Source organism: Bradyrhizobium sp. WSM2793, assembly GCF_000379585.1.
GTDB lineage: Bacteria > Pseudomonadota > Alphaproteobacteria > Rhizobiales > Xanthobacteraceae > Bradyrhizobium.
In genome coordinates, this window is the sequence record NZ_KB902786.1 from 30,590 (window position 1) to 48,727 (window position 18,138).

Annotated in this window: 16 protein-coding genes and 1 pseudogene; 6 read left to right on the plus strand and 11 right to left on the minus strand. The window is 65.1% G+C overall.

All coding sequences use genetic code 11. The features are described from left to right. Nucleotides 1-15: 15 nt before the first annotated feature. Nucleotides 16-1,209: a serine hydrolase gene (locus tag A3AS_RS0120500; RefSeq protein ID WP_018319439.1), complete on the minus strand. Its 1,194-nt coding sequence runs from the start codon at nucleotides 1,207-1,209 to the stop codon at nucleotides 16-18. Between the two features lie 347 nt (nucleotides 1,210-1,556). Here A3AS_RS0120500 and A3AS_RS0120505 point away from each other — a divergent pair, with 347 nt between their 5' ends. Together A3AS_RS0120505 and A3AS_RS0120510 are read left to right on the plus strand one after the other, a co-directional pair. Next, nucleotides 1,557-1,877 carry a hypothetical protein gene (locus A3AS_RS0120505; RefSeq protein ID WP_018319440.1) on the plus strand — a complete coding sequence of 107 codons (321 nt, stop codon included), beginning with the start codon at nucleotides 1,557-1,559 and terminating at the stop codon, nucleotides 1,875-1,877. A gap of 119 nt (nucleotides 1,878-1,996) precedes the next feature. Continuing rightward, entirely contained in the window at nucleotides 1,997-3,490 is a 1,494-nt protein-coding gene (locus A3AS_RS0120510; protein WP_018319441.1) for an NAD-dependent succinate-semialdehyde dehydrogenase, read from the plus strand. Nucleotides 3,491-3,541: 51 nt separating this feature from the next. Here A3AS_RS0120510 and A3AS_RS0120515 read toward each other — a convergent pair whose 3' ends face one another. From A3AS_RS0120515 to A3AS_RS0120530, 3 genes are all read right to left on the minus strand, one after another. Then, complete coding sequence (locus tag A3AS_RS0120515) at nucleotides 3,542-3,817, minus strand: hypothetical protein (RefSeq protein ID WP_018319442.1); 276 nt, start codon at nucleotides 3,815-3,817, stop codon at nucleotides 3,542-3,544. Between the two features lie 255 nt (nucleotides 3,818-4,072). Next, complete coding sequence (locus A3AS_RS0120525) at nucleotides 4,073-4,987, minus strand: phosphoribosylaminoimidazolesuccinocarboxamide synthase (protein ID WP_018319444.1); 915 nt, start codon at nucleotides 4,985-4,987, stop codon at nucleotides 4,073-4,075. Between the two features lie 78 nt (nucleotides 4,988-5,065). Next, the gene (locus tag A3AS_RS0120530) at nucleotides 5,066-5,983 is read right to left on the minus strand and encodes a pirin family protein (RefSeq protein WP_018319445.1); all 918 of its coding nucleotides are present in this window, start codon (nucleotides 5,981-5,983) and stop codon (nucleotides 5,066-5,068) included. A gap of 339 nt (nucleotides 5,984-6,322) precedes the next feature. Between A3AS_RS0120530 and A3AS_RS0120535 the strand changes: the two genes are divergently transcribed. Then, the gene (locus A3AS_RS0120535) at nucleotides 6,323-7,384 is read left to right on the plus strand and encodes a helix-turn-helix domain-containing protein (RefSeq protein WP_018319446.1); all 1,062 of its coding nucleotides are present in this window, start codon (nucleotides 6,323-6,325) and stop codon (nucleotides 7,382-7,384) included. Nucleotides 7,385-7,529: 145 nt separating this feature from the next. Continuing rightward, nucleotides 7,530-8,957: a serine hydrolase gene (locus A3AS_RS0120540; protein WP_018319447.1), complete on the plus strand. Its 1,428-nt coding sequence runs from the start codon at nucleotides 7,530-7,532 to the stop codon at nucleotides 8,955-8,957. Between the two features lie 194 nt (nucleotides 8,958-9,151). On the opposite strand, the gene A3AS_RS0120545 is transcribed toward A3AS_RS0120540, so the two are convergent. Further along, entirely contained in the window at nucleotides 9,152-10,519 is a 1,368-nt protein-coding gene (locus tag A3AS_RS0120545; protein ID WP_018319448.1) for an MmgE/PrpD family protein, read from the minus strand. Nucleotides 10,520-10,637: 118 nt separating this feature from the next. Between A3AS_RS0120545 and A3AS_RS0120550 the strand changes: the two genes are divergently transcribed. Both A3AS_RS0120550 and A3AS_RS0120555 read left to right on the plus strand, forming a co-directional pair. Then, nucleotides 10,638-11,753: an aromatic acid exporter family protein gene (locus tag A3AS_RS0120550; protein ID WP_018319449.1), complete on the plus strand. Its 1,116-nt coding sequence runs from the start codon at nucleotides 10,638-10,640 to the stop codon at nucleotides 11,751-11,753. A gap of 313 nt (nucleotides 11,754-12,066) precedes the next feature. Further along, nucleotides 12,067-12,561, plus strand: coding sequence for a septal ring lytic transglycosylase RlpA family protein (locus A3AS_RS0120555; RefSeq protein ID WP_018319450.1), 495 nt, complete (start codon nucleotides 12,067-12,069; stop codon nucleotides 12,559-12,561). Between the two features lie 15 nt (nucleotides 12,562-12,576). Here A3AS_RS0120555 and A3AS_RS0120560 read toward each other — a convergent pair whose 3' ends face one another. The 6 genes and pseudogenes from A3AS_RS0120560 to A3AS_RS49120 form a co-directional block, all read right to left on the minus strand. Next, on the minus strand, nucleotides 12,577-13,239 hold the full coding sequence (locus tag A3AS_RS0120560; protein ID WP_018319451.1) for a 2-hydroxychromene-2-carboxylate isomerase: 663 nt from the start codon (nucleotides 13,237-13,239) through the stop codon (nucleotides 12,577-12,579). Beyond that, the gene (locus A3AS_RS0120565) at nucleotides 13,236-13,724 is read right to left on the minus strand and encodes a DUF2867 domain-containing protein (protein ID WP_018319452.1); all 489 of its coding nucleotides are present in this window, start codon (nucleotides 13,722-13,724) and stop codon (nucleotides 13,236-13,238) included. Before A3AS_RS0120565 ends, A3AS_RS0120560 begins: the two co-directional genes overlap by 4 nt. Next, nucleotides 13,721-15,115: an MATE family efflux transporter gene (locus A3AS_RS0120570; RefSeq protein ID WP_026202182.1), complete on the minus strand. Its 1,395-nt coding sequence runs from the start codon at nucleotides 15,113-15,115 to the stop codon at nucleotides 13,721-13,723. Before A3AS_RS0120570 ends, A3AS_RS0120565 begins: the two co-directional genes overlap by 4 nt. A 203-nt stretch (nucleotides 15,116-15,318) precedes the next feature. Further along, entirely contained in the window at nucleotides 15,319-16,614 is a 1,296-nt protein-coding gene (gene murA, locus A3AS_RS0120575; protein WP_018319454.1) for a UDP-N-acetylglucosamine 1-carboxyvinyltransferase, read from the minus strand. A gap of 134 nt (nucleotides 16,615-16,748) precedes the next feature. Further along, entirely contained in the window at nucleotides 16,749-17,216 is a 468-nt protein-coding gene (locus A3AS_RS0120580; RefSeq protein ID WP_018319455.1) for a hypothetical protein, read from the minus strand. An 83-nt stretch (nucleotides 17,217-17,299) separates the two neighbouring features. Further along, nucleotides 17,300-17,938 (minus strand): annotated as a pseudogene (locus tag A3AS_RS49120) (phospholipid scramblase-related protein). Nucleotides 17,939-18,138 lie beyond the last annotated feature (200 nt).

Here is an 18,138-nt window from a genome sequence, read left to right on the forward strand (position 1 = left end):
CCTCATACTAAGTGGCTAGGCAGCCTTCTGCCCGCTCCCCGCATCAAGCCCGGCGTACACCCCGCGCTCGAAGCCCGCGAATGTCTCCAGGCACTTTCCATCCGCGAACGGCAGCAGCTGCATCAGGATCACCCCGGTGACGTCACGCGCCGGGTCGATCCAGTAATAGGTGTTGGCAAGGCCCGCCCAGGCGAGGCTGCCGGCGCTACGGCCTTCAGCCGTCTTGGCGGTGTTGATCATGAAGCTGAGGCCCCACTTCTTGACCTGCTCCGGATAGAGATCGACGTCGTTGGTGTACATCGGCGCAGCCGTCGTCATCTTGGTCATGTTGAGATCGCCCATCTGGTTCTGGCTCATCATGGCGATCGTATCGGCCTTCAGCACCTGGTTGCCGTTGCCGCTCCCCTTGTTCAGGATCATCTGGGTGAACTTGATGTAGTCGGCTGCGGTCGAATAGAGGCCGCCGCCACCCATGTGGAATTCCGGATTCTGCTCGAGCTCGAACGGGATCGATGCGAGCTGCCCGTCCTCGCCGCGCGCATGCATGCCGACGAGGCGCTTGCGCATGCTGTCGGTGATCTTGAACGCCGTGTCGCTCATGCCCAGCGGCGCGAAAAGATTGTCGCGCAGGTAGGCGTCCAGCCGCTTGCCGCTGACGGCTTCCACGGCCTTGCCGACGAAATCGATGTTGGTGCCGTATTCCCAGCGCGTGCCGGGATCGGTCATGACAGGCGTCTTCAGCGCCGCGTTCTGGCAGGTGGTGATCGCGGGAATGCCGTTCTTGTCGAGATAGACCGCCAGATCGCCGTTCCACATGTTGTAGCAGAAGCCGGCGGTGTGGGTCATCAGCTGGCGCAGCGTGATCGGCCCCTTCGCCGGCCGCAGCTTCGCCTCGCCCTTGGCATCGAAGCCCTCGAGCACTTGCGGATTGGCGAGATCGGGCAGCACGTCGCCGATCGGCGCGTCCAGCGACAGCTTGCCCTGCTCGACCAGCTGCATCGCGCCCGCCGATGTCACCGCTTTGGTCATCGAGGCGATCCAGAACACGCTGTCCGCTGTCATCGCGTCGGGCTTGGACAGGTCGCGCTTGCCGAACGCGCCCTGATACAGCACGTCGTTACCGCTGGCGGCGATGGCGACGACGCCGGGGATCTCCTTGGCGTCGCTCTTCTGACGCAGAATCTCATCGATCTCAGCTTTGCTTTGCATGGCGTTTCCTCGAGTTTGATTATTGTTGGCAGTGATCGATTGTCCTCCCGCACGCTCCGCGCGGCAAGCGCGTCCAGATGCCCGCTTCGGTCGCGATGTCGTGACTTGACGGTCGGTGCCTCACGCAGGACGACAAGCAGGCCGAACGGCAACACTCCGTCACAATCTGCGGTGGATGACCGCATCTCGCCGTGACCGTGAATGGGTGCTGGCGATATGATTCCTGTGTTTGAAGCACTTGAAACATTTTGTGCGTTGCGGCGTTCAGCACTCGGCCAATCGACGGCCGACGTTAAGACTTGATGCAAATTTGGCGGTCGCCGAGCGGCCGCGAGGGGGGACCTCAGATGATTTCGACCTGGAGCGAATGGAAGCGCTATCCCCGTCCCGGACGGGGCGAGAACCTGGAGGCGCCGATCTCGCCTGGGATCTACGAGGTGCGGATCGCCGGGACCGGCGCGCTCTATTCCTTCGGTGCAGTCGACAATCTGGCGCAGGCGCTGGCGCTGCTGCCGGTGGGCTCCAAGAACTGGTTCGGCCGCCGCAACCCGTCCGACGTTCCCGATCTCGAATACCGTACCTGCGCAACCTCGTCGAAGGCCGACGCCAAGGCCGCGGCCGAACGCATGATCGGTCGCCGCGAGACCTATATGAGCGGCGCGGCCTAAGGCCGCTGCCGGTTTAGCTCCCATCAGATGTGCGTTGTGGGACGGTGCATTGCGCGCTGCTTGTCCCTATATTCCGGCCGATCCGATCGCCCCAAAATGATCGTTCGAGGAGTAACGCCATGACCCCGCCCGCTGCCGCACGCGCCACGCAAGCCACCGCCACCCTCCGCGACCGGTTGAAAGACCCCTCGCTCCTGAAGGAGGCCTGCTACATCGACGGCACCTGGGTCGGCACGCCGGTCTTTGCCGTCAACAATCCCGCGACCGGCGTCGAGCTTGCAAAAGTGCCGCAGCTCGGTGCCGACGATACGACCAAGGCGGTCGAGGCCGCTCAGCGTGCCTTTCCGGCCTGGGCCAAGCACACCGCCAAGCAGCGCTCCAACATCCTGCGCAAATGGTTCGAGCTGATCATCGCCAACCGCGAGGATCTCGCGCTGATCCTGACCTCCGAGCAGGGCAAGCCGCTCTCGGAAGCGCTCGGCGAGGTCGATATCGGTGCGGCCTATATCGAGTTCTTCGCCGAGGAAGCGAGGCGCGTCTACGGCGAGACCATTCCGACGCAGCGGCCCGACGCGCGGCTGCTCGCGATCAAGCAGCCGATCGGCGTCTGCGGCGCGATCACGCCATGGAATTTCCCAAACTCGATGATCACCCGCAAGGTCTCCCCGGCGCTCGCCGCCGGTTGCACCGTGGTGCTCAAGCCCGCCAACGAGACGCCGCTGTCGGCGCTGGCGCTGGCCGTGCTTGCCGAGAAGGCCGGAATCCCCAAGGGCGTGCTCAACATCATCACCGGGGACGCCCCGCCGATCGGCAAGGTGCTGTGCGAGCATCCGGCAGTGCGCTTCGTCGGCTTCACCGGCTCGACCGCGGTCGGCAAGATCCTCTACCAGCAGGCCTCCGTCGGCGTGAAGCGGCTTGGCCTCGAGCTCGGCGGCAATGCGCCCTTCGTGGTGTTCGACGACGCCGATATCGACGCTGCGGTCGAAGGCGCCATCGTCTCGAAATATCGCAACATGGGCCAGACCTGCGTCTGCGCCAACCGCCTCTACGCCCAGGACAAGATCTACGACGAGTTCGTGCAGAAGCTGTCGAAGAAGGTCGCCGCGATGAAGATCGGTGACGGCACCGAGAGCGGCGTCACGCAGGGCCCGCTGATCAACCTGAAGGCGGTCGACAAGGTCGAGCGCCACATTGCTGATGCGGTGAAGCGCGGCGCCAAGGTCGTGACCGGCGGCAAGCGCAGCGAGCTCGGCCGCTCGTTCTTCGAACCCACCGTGCTGGCCGACGTCAAGTCGGACTCGCTGGTGTCGCAGGAGGAAACCTTCGGGCCACTCGCGCCGGTGATCCGCTTCAAGGACGAGGCCGACGTGGTCGCGATGTGCAATGCCTCGCCGTTTGGCCTGGCGTCGTATTTCTACTCCCGCGATCTCGGCCGCGTCTGGCGCGTCGCCGAAGCGCTGGAATCAGGCATGGTCGGCGTCAACACCGGTCTCATCACCACCGAAGTTGCGCCCTTCGGCGGCGTCAAGGAAAGCGGCCTGGGGCGCGAAGGCTCGCGTCACGGCATGGAAGAATATGTCGAGATCAAATACGTGATGATGGCTGGGATCTGACCGGCAATCGAGGCTCCCGCGCCGGCGATTGGACTCGCCGGCGCGAAGGCATCAGCGGCACACGTAGGCGCCGTTCACATAGACGCGGACGCATGCTGCGCCGGCAGCTGCCGCACCCACAGCCGCGCCACCGACGACCGCGCGCCGCGTGGTTCGGCGTGCAACGCCGGCAACGCTCGCGGGAGTTGCCGGCCGACCGACCCTGGCTTCGGCGCTTGAAACGCCGAACACGGTGCCGGCGTCGTTCGACCATTGGGTCGAGCCGAAAATTCCGCAGCCCAGAACGGCTGCAAAAAGTAGCGTTCGCTTGATGCCGACCAGCCTCATGGCAACCTCCCTCGTTGTTGTATCAAGCCGAGGTGATCAGCTTCCTTTTATCGTTGGCTCCCGGTTTGATCTGGATCAATGGAGTCGAGATCGCAGCCCAGATGGGGCCAAAGCGCCGCCCTAAGGACGACCTCCACTTAAATCCGAATTCTCTGCTCGTCGGACGGTTCCCGATCTGCGCTACGCTTGTCCGGGACGACAGCGAAGTGTGAATGACGGTCGACGTAGGAGGCGGGGCGTGCGGCAGTATCGCGCCTAGATCTTCAGCTCCGTGCCCGTCACCCGCCGATACGCCTCCAGATAGCGCTTGCTGGTCGCGTCCACCACGCTTGCCGGCAATGGCGGCGGCGGGGCGTCGCCGTTCCAGCGGCCGGCACGGCGCTCGACGTCGAGATGGTCGCGCAAGGGTTGCTTGTCGAAACTCGCCTGCGGCTGGCCGGGCTTGTAGGCATCGACCGCCCAGAAGCGCGAGGAATCCGGCGTCATGACTTCGTCGATCAGGATGATGCGGCCGTCCTTGTCCCGGCCGAATTCGAACTTGGTGTCGGCGATGATGATGCCCTGCTCGCGCGCCAGCTCCTCGCCGAGCGTGTAGATCGCGCGCGTCATGCTCTCCAGCGTGTAGGCGACCTCGTCGCCGACGACCTCGCGCATTTTCGCAATCGTGATGTTCTCGTCGTGGCCGGTCTCGGCCTTGGTCGCCGGGCTGAAGATCGAAGGCTCGAGCTTCTCGCTCTCGACGAGGCCGGCCTTCAGCTTCTCGCCCGCGAGCGTGCCGCTGGCAGCGTACTCCTTCCAGGCCGAGCCTGAGATATAGCCGCGGATCACGCACTCGATCGGGAATACGGTGGTGCGCTTGCACACCATGGCGCGGCCAAGGATCTCGGCGCGGTGCGGTTTCAGCGCCGGCACGGCCGCGATGATCTCGTCGGTATCGGCGCTGATCATATGATGCGGCACCACGCCTTCCAGCTTGCCGAACCAGAACGCGCTGATCTGCGTCAGCACCGCGCCCTTCATCGGGATGGTCTCGCCCATCACCACGTCAAAGGCGCTGATGCGGTCGGTGGTGACAAGCAGCAGGCGCTCGTCATCGACGGCGTAGATATCGCGCACCTTGCCGCGTCCGATCTTGGTCAGGGGCAGGTCGCTGGAGAGCATGGTGGTCATCGGCAAAGCTTTCGCGGACTTGGCTTTCAGGCGGGATATCCGGCCGCACTGGACAGCACGGCCGGCAACCGGGTTAGCCTATTCCGGCAGCGGAATGAACTCATGTTCCTGCGGAACTGCGGCGAAACGGCCGGTTTTCCAGTCCTGCTTGGCCTGCTCGATCCGCTCCTTGCTGGAGGACACGAAATTCCACCAGACGTGGCGCGGCCCCTCCAGCGCATCGCCGCCGAGAAACATCATCCGGGTCGCTTTCAGCGCCTTCACGGTGATGCGGTCGCCCGGGCGGAAGATCAGCAGTCGCGGCGCCTCGTAACGCTCGTTTGCGATCTCGACCTCGCCGTCGACGATATAGATCGCGCGCTCCTCATGATCGGGATCGAGCGGCACGCTCGCGCCGGCGGCGGCCGTGACCTCGGTGTAGAACCAGGGCGACACCATCGCCACAGGCGACGTGATGCCGAACGACGTGCCTGCGATCACCCGCGCGGTGAAATCGCGCTCGGAGATCATCGGCAAATCGCCGGCGCCGTAATGCTGGAACGACGGCGCGATCTCTTCCGATCCCGCCGGCAGCGCGATCCAGCTTTGCAGGCCCAGCATTTTCTGGCCCGAGGCGCGCTGCGCTTCGGGCGTGCGCTCGGAATGCGCGATGCCGCGCCCGGCAGTCATCAGGTTCATCGCACCGGGCGCGATCTCCTGGACGTTGCCCTCGCTGTCGCGATGCATGATCGCGCCATCGAACAGATAGGTGACGGTGGCAAGTCCGATATGCGGATGCGGCCGCACGTCCATGCCCTTGCCGGAGACGAACTGGACGGGGCCGAAATGGTCGAAGAAGATGAAGGGCCCGACCATCTGCCGCTTGCCATGCGGCAGCGCACGCCGCACCGCGAATCCGTCGCCGAGATCGCGCGTGCGCGGCACGATGACGAGATCGAGCGCATCGCAGGACATGGGATCGCCGAGCACGGGATCGTTCGAGGGTTGCCAGCTCATGGTGGATTCCTTCCGTATTAAGCGAGCGCGATCGTAGCAGGATTTGACGTCGCCGTCGCGACAAAGGCCGGGGGCCGTCGCCGGGGGCAATCGCTCCACATACTCCACTGTCATGCTCCGCGAAAGCGGTGCATCGAGCCGTAGGGTGGGCAAAGGCGCGCTAGCGCCGTGCCCACCATCTTTCTCTGATCGAGAAGAAGCGGTGGGCACGCTTCGCTTTGCCCACCCTACGATCTGTGAAACCGGGCGCTGACAGTTGTGAGTAAGGATGGTCCTTGAAAAAATAACGCCAACGAACGATGTTCGGCTGGTTCCAACCACTCCCGTTCGCCCCAGCCGATGACCCTTGCCGCAACCGAGCTCGCCTTCCGCGCTGCCAGCGTTGCGCTGCTACTGATGCTGGCGGCGTCGCTGTTGCACGACTTTCGCAACGTGCTGGCAGCCCGCCTCGGCGCCGCCTTCGCGCTCAGCTCGGCAGCGCATGCGGTGAGCTATTCGGTGGATGTCACCTCGCCGATCGCGCTCTGGCATGCACCGCTGATCGCGTTGTCGACTGGCACCATCGTAGTGTTCTGGCTGTTCACACGCTCCCTGTTCGACGACGAGTTTCGCCTCCGCTGGTGGCACGGATGGGTCTGGGCGCTGGTGACGGCCTTCAGCTTCGCGGGCTGCGTCTGGATTGCACCCAGCGGCCATGTGCGCTTCTCGGTGACGGTGGTCAATCTGATCGTGCTCGGTTTCATCGCCCTTGCGGTCGGGCAGATGATCGCCTCCTGGCCGGCTGACCTGGTCGAGCGCCGCCGCAGCGCTCGTGTCTTCGTCGTCTGTGCAATCGCGCTCTATGGCGGGCTGAACGCGGTGCTCCAGATCGCCGTCGTCGGCCACCACGTCGGCGATGTCGCCGAAACCATCAGTGCCGGCGTGCTCGCCTGCACCGTCGCGGCGATCGTCTATGCCATGATGCGCATCGATGGGGCGGATCTGTTTCCGGCCGCGGTGGCGCCCGCCCCGCCGGTTGTTTTCAGTCAGCCTGCGGTCGATGAATCCGCCGATCAAAAACTCATCGACGCCCTGATGCGGCTGATGGCGGACGAGCGGATCTATCGTCAGGAGAACATCACCATCGGCGTGCTGGCGGGTCGGCTGAAAATTCCGGAATACCGGCTGCGCCGGCTGATCAACCAGCGGCTCGGTTATCGCAACTTCAATGTGTTCCTGAACAATCACCGGATCGAGGAGGCCAAGGCGGCGCTCGCCGATCCCGCCCAGGCCGAGGTCCCCGTCATCACCATCGCGATGGATGCCGGCTTCCAGTCGCTCGGCCCGTTCAATCGCGCTTTCAAGGCGGTGACTGGGGTGACGCCGACGGAATATCGGCGGCTGAAGGTGAATGCGGCCTAGATTTTTAGACCTTTGAAATCGCGTAAGAATTCCGAAATCGACTAGCCTCGATCAGTTCGACGAGGTCGTTTTCCAAATCCGGCGAGCGCGTATCGCCCGCCTCCGGCCTGCTCTCCCGCACTCGCCCCAAAGCCGGAGAAAGCCCGTGACCCGCCGCCGCAAGATCATTCTGCTCACCACCACCATCGCCTGTGCCGGCCTCGCGCTCGGCGCCGCACGCGCCCGCGACGCGCCGAAGGTTGCGACCGGCTTCATCGCCCACACGCTCTGCTCGGAGATATTCGTCTCCGGCCTCGATCTCATGCGCGACCTCGCCGAGACCACCGACGCGATGCCGGGCGCGGGTCTGCTCACCTGGGCGATGGATCTTCGGGTCGATCGCACGCGCAAGGATGTCACGGTGTCCCTGTTCGGAATCGGCCGCAGCCATGCCGTCTATCGCGAGGGACTTGGTTGTACGCTCGAGCACGGGCAGGGGATCGCCGATGTCGCGTTGCCGCCTGACGACAGGCAGCCCGCGCTGCTCCCTGAGATCGCCGGCCCGGGGATCGTGCCGCCGCAGAGCGACGGCCTGGCAGCCGCGCTCGACCGCGCCTTCGCCGAGCCCGCGCAGCCGCCCTATCGTCACACCCGCGCGATCGTCGTGATGAAGGCCGGCCGCATCATTGCCGAGCGCTATGCCGACGGCATCGGGCCGGAGACGCAACTGCTCGGTTTCTCCATGACGAAGTCGGTGATGTCAGCGCTGACAGGCATTCTGGTGCGCCAGGGCAAGTTGAAGCTCGACGGTCCCGCACCCGTCGCTGCCTGGCAAAATCCGGATGATCCGCGTCATCCCATCACCGTCGATCAATTGCTGCGTCACACCGCAGGCATTGCGCTCGGAAGCTCGCTGGAGGCCTCGCTCGGCTCCGCGCTGGAACCGGTCAACACCATGAAATACGCCGAAGACGATATGGCCAGCTTTGCCGAGCGCGCGCCGCTTGCGACCGCGCCGGGCACGGCGTGGAATTATCACGACGGCAACTTCCTCGTCCTCGCGCATCTGCTGCGTGATGCCGCCGACGGCAAGCCTGCCGATGCGCTCCGCTTCGCACGCCGCGAATTGTTCGCGCCACTCGGCATGGTCAACGTCACGCTTCAGCTCGACGCTTCAGGCATGATCGAGGGCTCCGGCGAAATGCTGGCCTCTGCGCGCGACTGGGCGCGCTTCGGCCAGCTCTATCTCAACGACGGCATAGCCGGCGGCAAGCGTATCCTGCCCGAGGGCTGGGTGAATTATTCCGCGTCGGCCACGCCGCATGCCTGGGTCGGCATCGGCGCCGGCTTCTGGACCAACCAGGGCGACAGCATTGGTGCAAAGTTTCGCATCGCGCACGGCTGGCCGCGCGATGCCTTCTTCGCCAAGGGCACGATCGGGCAGTACGCGATCATGATCCCGTCGGAGAAGTTGGTGATCGTGAGGCTCGGTCGCTCACCGAACGGGCCGCTGGGGGCCGATGGCGTGTTCGATCTGGTGCGGGATGTGGTGGCCGCGACGCGCGAGAAGGGGAAGCTGGCGGGGGTGAATTGAAAGTAGAGCTTGGCGCTACTTCCCCTCTCTCCTTGTGGGAGAGGGTGGCTCGCCGCGTAGCGGCGAGACGGGTGAGGGGTCTCTCTCCGCACGCCTCTCATGCAGTTGATTGCGCGGAGACGTACCCCTCATCCGGCGCTTCGCGCCCCCTTCTCCCACAACAAGGGGAGAAGGGAAGGAAAGAGCCGTCGCTTCTACCGCCCCAGCTCCGTCGCCTTGGCCACGCGGTCGAATCGCTCCAGCGTCATGATCGCATCCGCGAATTTCTCCGCGCGCGCGTTCAGCACGGGGCGCGCCAGCGTCAGGAATTTCTGCTGCATGGCCTGCGCGTCCGGGAACGAATTCGGCTCGCCGGACGGGTCCGCATAGAGCCGCTCATGTACGCCATCGTCCGTCGTGATGCTGACGCGGGCGCCGAACGGATGGGTGCGGCCGATCTCGAGCCGGTCGTCCTGGACCACGTCAAACTTGTCGGCAAGTGCGTCGATGGCGGCGTCGCCGAGGCGGTTATAGTCGTCCCAGCCGAACGAACCCTGGTCGAGCGCGAGTGCGCCGGTGAAGAACATCGAGAACTGGCCGCCGACGATCGAGGTCGGATGACGCTTGGTGGCGGCATCGCCGGTCAAGGTGATGCCGTTCCGATGCAAACCGATCTCGACGCGCTTGACCTGGTCGGGCGTCAGATTGTGCTCGCGACGCATCGCGATCAGCGCGTCGATCGCGGCATGGGTATAGCGGCAGCTCGGATATGGCTTCACGCCGATCTTCATGGTCTCGTAGGTCTTGCCGAGTTCGGCGACCGCCTTGTCCGGATGTGCATCGTCGGTGTAGCCGGCGAGCAGGCCGTGCTTGCCCTCAACTGATTCCGTCGCGCCGACGAAATCGTTGCGCGCCAGCGTCGCGGCGATCACGCCGTTCATCGCGGCGGCGCCGACCTGGTAGCGCTTGTTCCAGGCGCCGTTGACCAAAAATTGCAGCGAGCCGGCGGCCTGGCTGCCGGAGACACCGAAGGCGGCGATGAGCTGCTGCTCGGACAGCCCGAACAGTTTGCCAGCGGCGGCCGCCGCGCCATAGGTGCCGGCGGTCGCGGTCGGGTGGAAGCCGCGCGCATAATGCGAGGTCGGGTCGAGTGCGTTGCCGAGCCGGCAGCAGACCTCATAGCCCGCGACGATCGCGGTCAGCACGTCGCGGCCCGATGCGCCGACCATCTCGCCGACGGCGAAGGCAGCCGGAACGACCGGCGCGCTCGGATGCAGCGAGGAATCCGCGTGGGTGTCGTCGAAGTCGAGGGAATGGCCGAGTGCGCCATTGAGCAGCGCCGCGACCGCGGGCGTCCAGGTCTTGGAGTCGCCGAACACGGTGGATTCGCCCTTGGTGTCGAGCGCCAGCGCCTCCAGCATTTTCAGCATCGACGGGGTCGACTCGGCCTCGCGCCTGGCCCGGATCGCGCTGCCGAGGAAGTCCAGCGTCAGCACCTTGGCGCGGTCCAGCACCTCGGCCGGAATATCCTGGTATTTCAGGTTGAAGACGTAGGCGGCGAGCGTTGCGGTTTCGTGGGCCATCGTGTTTCCTCGTTTTGGCGCGCAAGTTAGGCGGGCTGATTTGGCCTTTCAAGCGGCCTTGGGGCCGCGGGCATCAGCCATGCTTTTGCTTGGCCCGAGAAGATTGGGACGTCTGACGATGGCATTCGCAGGACAGGTGTGGGAGCGGATTAGGTCGCGGCGGACGCAGCTCGGGCTGGCGATCCGGGTCACGGTGGCCGCGACCGCGGCCTATGCGCTGGCCACCGCGCTGCATCTGCTATTGCCGCTTTGGGCGGTGCTGACCTCGCTGATCGTGACCCAGATGAGCGTCGGCCGCTCGTTGAAGGCGACGCGCGACTACATGCTCGGCACCATCGGCGGCGCCATCTATGGCGGCGCCATCGCGATCCTGATTCCTTATTCCAGCGAGGCAGGCCTGCTCGGCCTGCTGGTGCTCTCGGTCGCGCCGCTCGCCTTCATCGCCGCGATCAATCCGAGCCTCAGCGCCGCCACCGTGACCGCCGTGATCGTGCTCCTGGTTCCGACCATGCATCACTCCGATCCCATGACCTCGGCAATCGATCGCGTCAGCGAGGTCGCGGTCGGCGCCATTACGGGATTGCTGGTCTCGTTCCTGGTGCTGCCCTCGCGCGCGGTGCGGCAGATCCGTGCCAGCGCCGCGATCCTGCTCGAGCTGATCGCGGACGCGTTCACCGAGCTGCTCGCGGGCCTCACCCGCGGCCGCGACAACGACGCGCTGCACCGGATCCAGGACGGGATCGGCACCGCGATGGTTGGTCTCACTGCGATCGGCGCCGAAGCCGAGCGCGAGCGCGCCGCACGGCTGTCGAGCGGTCCGGACACCGGGCCGCTGCTGCGCACCGTCCTGCGCCTGCGCCATGACGTCGTGATGATCGGCCGCGCCACCGTGGTGCCGTTGCCGATCGAGGTGCAGACGCGGCTCGCAGCGCCGCTGACGGAAGTTTCGGCCGTGATCGCACGCTTCCTGCGGTCGGCCGCGGCGGCCTTGCGCGAAGGCGCCGGCGCGCCGCCGATCCATCCCGTCCATGTCGCGCTTCAGCACTACGCCGAAGCGGTCGCCGCCGTCCGCCACGACGGCCTGATCCGCGGTCAGCCCGGCGACACTGCCGAACGCTTCTTCGCACTCGGCTTCTCGCTGGAGCAGATGCACCAGAATCTCTGCGACCTTGATCGCGTCGTCGGCGAATGGTCGGAGGCCTCGGCCGACAAATCCCCGCGCGTGGCGGAGTGAGTTCGGGCGCGGCCTCGTCAACTCGGCTTTCGAGAAATGCGCACGTCGCGCGGCTTGGCCGTGATCTGCTGCCTGCGAGCCTGAGACGCTGCACGCGCTGGGTTCCATCGGGTCATGCTGCTGACGCAATCTCTGTCTTAGTCGGTGTGAAGCGAAAACACGACGTGAGACCACTCCGGTTCCCACGACGGTTCCGTAGCCAGGGGTTGGCTCGAATCCGCAAAACGATTGGCGCGAGTTCATGAACGCTTCTGCGTTCGCTTGACCACGCTTGCGGTTCTGGAACCGGACAATCTAAAAAATCACAGGACTTATGATGCTATTCCGCTCGAGCGCCGCAATTTGCGGCGCCCTGGTTGCGCTCGCCTTCTCTGTTGCCGTTGCTCGAAGTGAAACACGCGGGGATCACTCAAGTGACGTCGTCGATGCCGCCTCCGGCGATGCGATCGTTGGGGCTGCGTCCACATACAATCCGTTCAAGCCCGGCAAGGAGGAGGGCGGTCCGAAGACAGCCACCGGCGAGCGTTATGATCCCTCTGCCTGGACGGCTGCCATCAAGACGAGCTTGCGTCGCAAATTCGGTGGGGTTCAATTTGGCGCGAGGCCGAAATATGCCCTCGTCGAAGCCGTGGGCAAGAAGGTCATCGTCAAGATAAATGACGTGGGGCCACTAAGACCTGGCCGCATCATTGACCTCAATGAGCGGACGATGCGCCATTTCGATCCAAGCATGGACCTCGGGGTCATTCCCGATGTGAGAGTGAGTCCGCTTGCAGGGGACAATTGGACCCCGGGGCCGGTGGGCTGAACACGGCGGTGTTCGTCAATGTCGGTCCGGACGCTTCGTCAGCCCCTTGCCCTGCATGCGCCAGAGCAAGAGATCGATGCGGTCCTGGCCGAAGAACGGCTCGTTCTCGAATACGAAGGTCGGCACGCCCCAATGGCCGGAGGCGGCGTGATCCTTCTCGTTTCCGGCGATCACCTGCTCGTAGCGATCCGCGTCGGCGCTGATCGCTTCATCCATCGCGGCGAGGTCGAAGCCGGCGCTCTCGGCGGCGCGCGCGAGATGATCGCCTTCGTTCCAGCCCGCCACCGAGCCGTCCCACAGCACGCGCGCGATCGCGGAGGTGAATGCGAGCGAGCGTCCCTCGAGCTGCGCCATGGCGCCCAGGCGGGTCAGGCGGTGGATGTAGGGTTGCTCGGCCGCGACATCGAACGTCGTCTTGTCCTGCACGATCGGATCGGGCCGGGGAAAGCGAAACGGAATGCGCTCGTGCTGCGCCACGCGCGTGCTGTCGAGCACCACATAGCGAATGAAGTTCGGGCTGGCCTTTTTGAAGAAGCCGGGCACGCGGACCGCGAGCGGGTAAACCGGCCGCAGGTTCACGGCGAGATCGTAGTCTTCGACGAGCTTCAGCGTCTTCGGCAGCGCCAGATAGCTGAAAGGGCTGCGGAAGGAGAAGAACAGATCGACGGACAGCGTCATCGCGCCGGCTCCACGATGCGCCCCATCATGGCGCGGACGACGAGCTTGTGGAAGGGTGTGATGAGGGCGAGGTAGGTTCGGCCCAGAAGATTATGCGTCCGCACCAGCGTGGTCGAGGTCACCTGCCGGCTTGTGGCACCTCCTGCAACATCGACCACGATGCGGAAGTCGAGGTGGTAATCATCGAAACCCGCGACCAGACGCTCGGGCGTTTCGTCGACCACCGGAAACAGGCCGATCAATCCGTGCGGAGCCGGTGCGCCTTCGCCCGATGTCTTCAGCCCGAACGGCGTCACCAGAATGTTGCGCAGGCGCAGCAGCACGTCGATCCAGCGGGGCCCGTGCAGCACCATCCGGGTGCAGGCCTCGCGGGCATTCACCGTCGCTGCGCCGATCTCGACGCGAAACGCGTCGACGAATTGCGCGCCTGCCAGCAGCGTGATGGCATCGACCTCGGGCGTGACTTCGCGGACGGTCCCGTTCATCCCGCCAGTCTGCGCGTCAGCATCCGGAAGCGCAAGATCAAGAGCCCGGCATAAACGAACGTCCCGAGCGAAAACCCGACCCAGACGCCGACGGCGCCGAGCCCGACGTTGAAGGCCAGTACCCAGGCGATGGGAAAGGCGATGCCCCAGTAGCCGATTGCCGCGAACAGCAGCGTCATTCTCGTATCGTTGATGCCGCGCAGCGCGCCGCCCATGATGGTCTGCAGGCCGTCGGCGATGAAGAAGGTGGCTCCGACCAGCAGCAGCGTTGCGGTCAGCTCGATGGTGGCCGCGCTCGCCTCGCCGCTGCCGAAGAACAGCCGGCCCAGCTGATAGCGGCCGAGGATGATGGCGATCGTCAGGGCGGAGACGAGCGCCATGCCGAGCACGGCGGCGACGAGCCCGGCGCGCTTCACCGCCGCCGGCTCGCCGCGGCCGAAGGCATGGCCGACCCGCACGGTGGCCGCCATGCCGATGCCGAGCGGCACCATGAACAGCACGGCGGTGATCTGCAGCGCGATCTGATGCGCGGCAATCGCGGCGGTCGAGATCAACCCCATCAGCAGTGCTGCCGAGGAGAACAGGCCATATTCCAGCAGCAGCGAAAACGAGATCGGCGCGCCGATCGCAATCAGCTGGCGCATCAGGGGCCAATCGATCCGCCATAGGCGGGCGAGCGGGCGGTAGTCCGAAAACGGCTTGCACAGCCCTGCGATGGCGAGCACGGCGAAGAACGTGCCGAGATTGACGATCGTGGTCGCAAGTCCGGCGCCGAACAGGCCGAGCTCCGGCAGGCCGAACAGGCCGTGGATCAGGGCATAGACCAGCGCGGCATTGACCGGAATCGCCGCGAGCGTGATCCACAGCGGCGGCTGCGGCCGGTTCACTGCGCTCATCATGCTGCGCAGCGCGATGAAGCCGAGCGCCGGCGCGATGCCCCAGGCCAGGCCGTTGAGGTAGCGCTGGGCCAGCGCGGCCGATTGCGGCGCCTGTCCGAGCGCGAGCAGGATCCGCTCACCATAGAGCGGCGAGGCCATCATCGGCAGCGAGATCAGCAGCGCGACCCACAGGCCGACGCGCAAGGAGCGGCGGATCAGCCTGACATCGCCGGCGCCGAATGCCTGCGCGGCCAGCGGCGACACCGCAGCCATCAATCCGAGCCCGAAGGTGAAGCTGACGAAATAGACCGTGTGCGCCAGCGCCGCCGCGGCCACCGCATCCTCGCCAAGCCGTCCGATCAGCGCGAGATCGGTCGTGATCATCGCGATCTGCCCGAGCTGCGTCAGCATCATCGGCACGGCCAGCCGCAGCGTCTCGACGAATTCTTCGGCGAGATGGTTTTGCGGCACGCCGGCTTGCGGCTGCGATCGATGTTGCACGGTGTCGAGCATGGCGCGCTCAATAGCACGGCCGCGCGACGAAAACATGGCCCGTGAGAACGAGACGTGAGGTGCTCTATCCGCTAGCTCGGTCTCGTAGGGTGGGCAAAGGCGCGTTTGCGCCGCGCCCACCACCTCGTCAATATTGCAACAGAAGCGTGGGCACGCTTCGCTTTGCCCACCCTACGATACTGTGGTTGGGATGAGGGCGAACCTCAGCCCTTCCGCTCCGGCACGCGCGTGATCTTCGCCCCCAGCGCGTTCAGCCTTTCCTCGATGCGCTCATAGCCGCGCTCGATCTGGTCGGCGTTGTTGATGGTGGAGGTGCCCTGGGCGCACACCGCGGCCAGCAGCATCGCCATGCCGGCGCGGATGTCGGGCGAGGTCATCGTCGCGCCGTGCAGGCGGCTGGGCCCTGCGATGATGGCGCGGTGCGGGTCGCACAGCACGATGCGCGCGCCCATTGCGATCAGCTTGTCGACGAAGAACATCCTGGATTCGAACATCTTCTCGAACATCAGGATCACGCCCTCGCATTGCGTGGCGGTGACGATCGCGATCGACATCAGATCGGCCGGGAAGGCCGGCCAGGGCTGGTCTTCCAGCTTCGGCACGTGGCCGCCGAAATCGTCCTGGATCTTCAGCGTCTGGTTCGCCGGCACGATCAGGTCGTCGCCCTCGACGCGGCAGACGATGCCGAGCCGCTCGAAACCCATGCGGATCGAGCGCAGATGCTCGACGCCGGCGCGCGTGATGCGAAGCGGCGAGCGCGTCACGGCGGCAAGCCCGATCAGCGAGCCGACCTCGATATGGTCGGGCTGGATCCGATAGGTCGCTTCTCCCAGCGTTGCCGGCCCATGAATGATCATGGTGTTGGTGCCGATGCCCTCGATCTTCGCACCGAGCGCGACCAGGAAGTTGGCGAGATCCTGCACATGCGGCTCGGAGGCCGCGTTGCGCAAATGGGTGACGCCGTCGGCGGCAACCGCCGCCACCAGCGCGTTCTCCGTCGCGGTGACGCTCGGCTCGTCCAGGAACACGTCCGCGCCGGCAAGCTTGGGCGCGCGGAATTCGAGCCGGTCGGTCGCGGTGACCCTGGCGCCGAGCTGCTCCAGCGCCAGCACATGGGTGTCCAGGCGGCGGCGGCCGATGACGTCGCCGCCGGGCGGCGGCAGCATCACCTCGCCGCAGCGCGCCAGCAGGGGGCCCGCGAGCAGGATCGAGGCGCGGATGCGCACGCACAGCTCAGGGTCGAGATCGGCGGCGCGGATGCTCTTGGCATGGATGTGAAGCGTGTTGCGCCCGGTCCATTCCGCCGCCGCGCCGACCGAGCGGATCAGCTCGACCAGCGTCTCGGTGTCGCGGATGCGCGGCACATTCCCCAGCGTCACCGGATGCTCGGTGAGCAGCGCCGCGGCGATGATCGGCAGCGCCGAATTCTTGTTGCCGGACGGCTCGATCGAGCCCGAGAGCCGGTGACCGCCCTCGACGATGTATTGGATGGGCGCCACGGGGTTCTCGCTGTCTTGTTGGGTGGGCGGGCCTGTTTCGGGCGGAAACTACAAAGAATTGAGCAGGGGAGCAATTCCGCACTTGTTGCGGCGGAAGGCCACTCGGCGGCCGAGGAAACCCGTCGGACCCGCGTTTAGAACAGACCGATAACATTCGCCACCACATAAAGGATGACGATCAGCATCAGCACGCCCATGGCCAGGAAGGAGATTTCGACGGCAATGGCGCCGGCCCCAAGCGCGGCCGCGACGCCGGCCAGCAGCCGCTCTTCGCGAAACACCAGCGCGAGGACCGAGAGCAGGATGGCAAGCAGGCCGAGCGAGATCGCAGCGATCGAGGACGCCTCCCTCAATTGGCTCCCCGTCGACTTCTCCCGCGGCGGGGCCTGGTACTCGACGCCCTTGACGCGAGCGATCAGGCGATCCTTCAGTCGATGGCCGGTGTCGACGATCACTTTGTCCGCCGGCGGTGGCGGGTAGATCGCAGGTATGACCCAATGCGGCAACACGGCCGCGATCAGCGCCAGCACGCCGACGATGCTACCGATCACGCCGAGACGGCGGGATGGCGCGGCGGAACTGGTCGTTGCAGAGGCGGTCATGGCGTGACACTTCCCGGCCGGAATTGGCCTTGTGGGTCGGTTCAGGGAGCTGCGGTGGACAAGCGAGAGAGGTCCGCCGCGCTTCAATTGCGGAACAAGTTGATGACGCCGCCCTCGCCTTTGACTTCGAAATACATCAGATCGATGTAGATCGCAGCGGCAAGAACCAGCGCTCGCTCATCTTCCGTCAGGCCGGGGTCTAGATATTCCACGAGAAAACTATCGCGGTCCGTAAACAGTTCGGAGGCAAGGCCGGACCATTTTTTCGCGACGCGCGCGTGCTCGTTCGCTCCACGCATGAACGGGAACGTCTACACGCGCCAAAATGGCGAACTGACCTCGAGCACCACTCTCCCCTGCGCATCGATCACATGGAATGTCTTGGTGAGAATCGAAAACTGACGCTCGATCGTTCCGATGAGCCGGCCGTCGCGCGAATGCAGTTCCAGACACTGAAAGAACCAGCGGAAGGGATGAACCCCGCGCATGACCGTCTGTCGGGTGTTGTCGAAAAAATGGATCTCGAAAGAGCGCCAATGTCCAAATACTTGGCGCCCCAAGAAGCCGAGAAGTCCCTTTTGCTGTTCAGCCGCATAGAGCAGATCGCGACCATTTTGATCGCAGATGCGGTACTTATTGCGGGTTTCCAAACCGAAGAGCTCGGCCAATTCGAAGGCCTGCTGCACGAACATTTGGCGCTGGCCAGCTAAAGTCGACAACATTCGTTCGGACCTCTTCCAGTGCCGGCTACGTCATTTTGTCGCGATGGCAGGTGGGGAGGTTCAGGTGGTGGTGTTGCGGTGAAGGTGGTGCGCTCCCTCTCCCGCTTGCGGGGGAGGGCTGGGGTGGGGGTGCTTCCGCAGCGGGATCGTCGAATTTACCGAGAATATCTCCGCGAGGAGAAAGCCCTCACCCGCCGCGC

Coding starts and splice junctions, on each gene's coding strand:
- A3AS_RS0120545 (WP_018319448.1), bottom strand. CDS start 10,519: ATGGCCCACGAAACCGCAACGCTCGCCGCCTACGTCTTCAACCTGAAA.
- A3AS_RS0120515 (WP_018319442.1), bottom strand. CDS start 3,817: ATGAGGCTGGTCGGCATCAAGCGAACGCTACTTTTTGCAGCCGTTCTG.
- A3AS_RS0120550 (WP_018319449.1), top strand. CDS start 10,638: ATGGCATTCGCAGGACAGGTGTGGGAGCGGATTAGGTCGCGGCGGACG.
- A3AS_RS0120535 (WP_018319446.1), top strand. CDS start 6,323: ATGACCCTTGCCGCAACCGAGCTCGCCTTCCGCGCTGCCAGCGTTGCG.
- A3AS_RS0120580 (WP_018319455.1), bottom strand. CDS start 17,216: ATGACCGCCTCTGCAACGACCAGTTCCGCCGCGCCATCCCGCCGTCTC.
- A3AS_RS0120565 (WP_018319452.1), bottom strand. CDS start 13,724: ATGAACGGGACCGTCCGCGAAGTCACGCCCGAGGTCGATGCCATCACG.
- A3AS_RS0120500 (WP_018319439.1), bottom strand. CDS start 1,209: ATGCAAAGCAAAGCTGAGATCGATGAGATTCTGCGTCAGAAGAGCGAC.
- A3AS_RS0120525 (WP_018319444.1), bottom strand. CDS start 4,987: ATGACCACCATGCTCTCCAGCGACCTGCCCCTGACCAAGATCGGACGC.
- A3AS_RS0120555 (WP_018319450.1), top strand. CDS start 12,067: ATGATGCTATTCCGCTCGAGCGCCGCAATTTGCGGCGCCCTGGTTGCG.
- A3AS_RS0120510 (WP_018319441.1), top strand. CDS start 1,997: ATGACCCCGCCCGCTGCCGCACGCGCCACGCAAGCCACCGCCACCCTC.
- A3AS_RS0120530 (WP_018319445.1), bottom strand. CDS start 5,983: ATGAGCTGGCAACCCTCGAACGATCCCGTGCTCGGCGATCCCATGTCC.
- A3AS_RS0120570 (WP_026202182.1), bottom strand. CDS start 15,115: ATGCTCGACACCGTGCAACATCGATCGCAGCCGCAAGCCGGCGTGCCG.
- A3AS_RS0120505 (WP_018319440.1), top strand. CDS start 1,557: ATGATTTCGACCTGGAGCGAATGGAAGCGCTATCCCCGTCCCGGACGG.
- A3AS_RS0120560 (WP_018319451.1), bottom strand. CDS start 13,239: ATGACGCTGTCCGTCGATCTGTTCTTCTCCTTCCGCAGCCCTTTCAGC.